This window comes from Frankia sp. CgKIO3, from assembly GCF_977946435.1.
Genome location: NZ_CDWTMO010000274.1, coordinates 1 through 3,108, shown reverse-complemented (window position 1 = coordinate 3,108; position 3,108 = coordinate 1). Strand labels below are relative to the sequence as shown.

The 3,108-nt window shown below is 72.9% G+C and carries 2 protein-coding genes and 1 pseudogene; 2 read left to right on the top strand and 1 reads right to left on the bottom strand.

The features are described from left to right. Both AC08OJ_RS19465 and AC08OJ_RS19460 read left to right on the top strand, forming a co-directional pair. Nucleotides 1-531 (top strand): annotated as a pseudogene (locus AC08OJ_RS19465) (SAM-dependent methyltransferase); the annotation flags it as partial. A gap of 216 nt (nucleotides 532-747) precedes the next feature. Beyond that, nucleotides 748-1,383 carry a response regulator gene (locus AC08OJ_RS19460; protein WP_462189125.1) on the top strand — a complete coding sequence of 212 codons (636 nt, stop codon included), beginning with the start codon at nucleotides 748-750 and terminating at the stop codon, nucleotides 1,381-1,383. A 60-nt stretch (nucleotides 1,384-1,443) separates the two neighbouring features. On the opposite strand, the gene AC08OJ_RS19455 is transcribed toward AC08OJ_RS19460, so the two are convergent. Then, nucleotides 1,444-3,108, bottom strand: a 1,665-nt coding sequence (locus AC08OJ_RS19455) for a bifunctional aminoglycoside phosphotransferase/ATP-binding protein (RefSeq protein WP_476596493.1), incomplete at its 5' end; no start/stop codon positions are given.

Genomic DNA, 3,108 nt, shown 5'->3' with positions numbered 1-3,108 from the left:
ACCTCGCCCCGGACGCCCGGATCGTCTACACCGACAACGACCCGATCGTGCTCGCCCACGCTCGCGCCCTGCTCGCCAGCACCCCCGAGGGCCGCACCGCCTACCTCGACGCGGATCTGCGCGACCCGGAGCGCATTCTGGCCGCCCCGGAACTGCGCGACACCCTCGACCTGACCCAGCCAGTCGCCCTGTCCCTGATCGCGATCTTTTATCTTATCCCCGACGCGGATGACCCCTACGGCATCCTCGGCCGGCTGCTGGCGGCCCTGCCGTCGGGCAGTTATCTGGCGCTCACCCACGCCACCGCCGACGTCAACCCCGGCATGGAGCAGCTCTTCACCACGTACCGCTCCCGGGGCATCCCCGGGCAGCACCGCACTCGGGCCGAAATGGTTCTTTGCCGGCCTGGAGCTCATCGACCCCGAAGTGGAGATGGTCCCTCGGTGGCGGCCGGAGGAGCCCGCCGCCGAGGGCGAGGTGCCGACCGATGCCGAGGTCAGTGTCTACGGCGGCGTCGCCCGCCTCGGGTAGCCACCGGCTCTCACCGGTTGTGCGGCCGCCAGCCGCTGCGGGCCCCGGGCCGGGGGCGGTGCGCTCACGCGGGCGGGTTCACCCGGAGGCGCCGAACGGCTCGAACGGGCCCGCAACGGGCCCGGCCGCACCCGCGCACCCTCCCGGCACCATGCCGAACCGGTCTGGGCGACGACCATGGACGGTATCGTCGGCACCGTGAGTATCGTCGACACCGTGGGCACCGTACGGGTCTTCCTCCTGGACGATCATGAGATCGTCCGGCGCGGCATCCGCGAGATGCTCTCCGAGACCGGTGACATCGAGGTCGTCGGAGAGGCGTCCACCGCGGCGGAGGCACTGCGCCGGATCCCGGCGACGAGGCCGGACGTTGCCGTGCTCGACGCCCGCCTCGAGGACGGCAACGGTATCGACGTCTGCCGGGACCTGCGCTCGGCGCATCCCGAGATCGGCTGCCTGATCCTCACCTCCTACGACGACGATGACGCCCTGTTCGCCGCCATCATGGCCGGGGCCGCCGGCTACCTGCTCAAGCAGATCAGGGGCACGGACTTGGTCGGCGCCATCCGGACGATCGCCGCGGGCCGTTCCCTGCTCGACCCGGCCGTCACCCAGCGGGTCCTCACCCGGTTGCGGGAGGGCCCGGCCGAGGACCGCAAGCTTGCCACCCTCGGCGAGCGGGAACGCCAGATCCTCGTCCTCATCGCGGAGGGGCTGACCAACCGGCAGATCGCCGGACGGATTCACCTGTCCGAGAAGACGGTGAAGAACTACGTCTCGGCCATCCTGGAGAAGCTAGAGCTGTCCAGCCGCACCCAGGCCGCCGTGTACGCCACCCGCATCGAGAAGTGACGGCGCCCTGAAGCGCGACGGCGCCGCGCGGGATGGTCACACCGGACCCACCGGGCGGCGTCAGTCGAGGTGGGCGAGGACCGTCTGCAGGGCCTCGGTGACCGGGACGGCGGTGCGTACCACCGTCGCCGACGGCCAGGGGTCAGCGCGGGCCGCCATCGCCCGGTGGATGGCCATCGTCGCCTCCGACGGATCGGTGCCCGCGGCGGCACGGCGGCCGATCCGGGCAGCCGCCACCTCCGGTGCCGTCACGCAGTGCAGCTCCACCAGGTCGGCGCAGACGCTTGCGGCGAGCTCGGCGGCGGCCCGGCGGTGACGCGCGCTCGACCAGGAGGCGTCCAGCACCACCCGTTCCCCGCGGGCGAGAACCGCCCCGGCGCGGCGCAGCATCTCGGCGTACGTCGCGTCGGTGATCTCGGGGGCGTAGCGCCCGGTGCCGAACCGCGGGTCGGATGTCGCGGGGTCGCCGTCCGCGACCGGCCCGCCCGCCGGCGCGACGCCCACCGCGCCCACCGCGCCGGTACCGGCGTCGCGGTGGGCTCCGGTTCCGTGGGCTCCGGTTCTCGTGGCGGTGCCGCCGGCGTTGCGCAGGGCACTGGCGTACCCGCCGGCGGTGGTGTCCGCGGCCAGCCCGCCCCCACGCAGAGGCATCCCGGTCAACTCCTGGCGGATCACGTCGGAGCGCAGCAGCACCCAGCCGTCACCGACCCCGGCCAGCCTGCCGGCCAGGGTCGTCTTTCCCGTCCCGGGCAGCCCGCCGACCACGACGAGCTGGACCCGGCCGGCCCGCAGGTGACGGTGGGCGACGGCCAGCAGCCGGCGGGCCTCCTCGGCCGCGTCGGGATCACCCTGCCCGCCCCGGATACAGGTCACCTTCGCCCGGACGAACACCCGGTAGGCGACGTAGAGATGCTGCAACGACCGCGGGTGCACCTCGCCGCTGAACTCCCGGTAGGCATCGAGGAACTCGGCGGCCTCCTCCGGCGCGCCGAGGCGTTCCAGATCCATCGCCAGGAACGCGACGTCACCGAGGACGTCACCGAAGCGCAGCCGCGGGTCAAACTCGATGCAGTCGAGGATGCGGGGTCCGTCGTCGAGGCAGTAGATGTCGTCGGCGAGCAGGTCGCCATGCCCGTCGCGGATCCACCCAGCGCGCACCCGATCGCCGAGCAGCGTCTCCCGGCCGGCCAGGTAGCGCAGCGCCAGTTCGCCGATCTCGTCGACCACCGCCGCGTCCAGCAGGGTGCCGCGGTAGGGGGAGATGCCTTCCAGACCCTCCCGCCACAGCCCCTCCAGGGTCGCCCGGTGCCCCGCCACCGCGATCTCCGGTGAGGTCTCGCACCGCTGGTGGAACACCGCCAGCGCCCGGGCGACCGTGCGCAGTGCCGGGCCGACCCGGCTGCGCCGGCGGACGAGGGTGGACAGCCGCCGACTCGCCGGCATCCGCCGCATCACGACCAGGTGGTCGATCACCTCACCGGTGTCGTCGAGGAGATCAGCGACCCCCAGGTAGACGTCGGGGGCCAGCCGGCGGTTGAGCGCGACCTCCGACCGGCAGACCGACTCCCGGGTGCGGCGGTCGGTGAAGTCGAGGAAGCCCAGGTTCACCGGCTTCTTGCGCTTGTACACGCGATCGGCGGCCAGGTGCAGCGTGGCGCTGTGCGTCTCGTAGGTCTCGAACGTCTCCAGCTCGGACAGGTGCAGGGCGCGCAGCCGGGGCTGGGC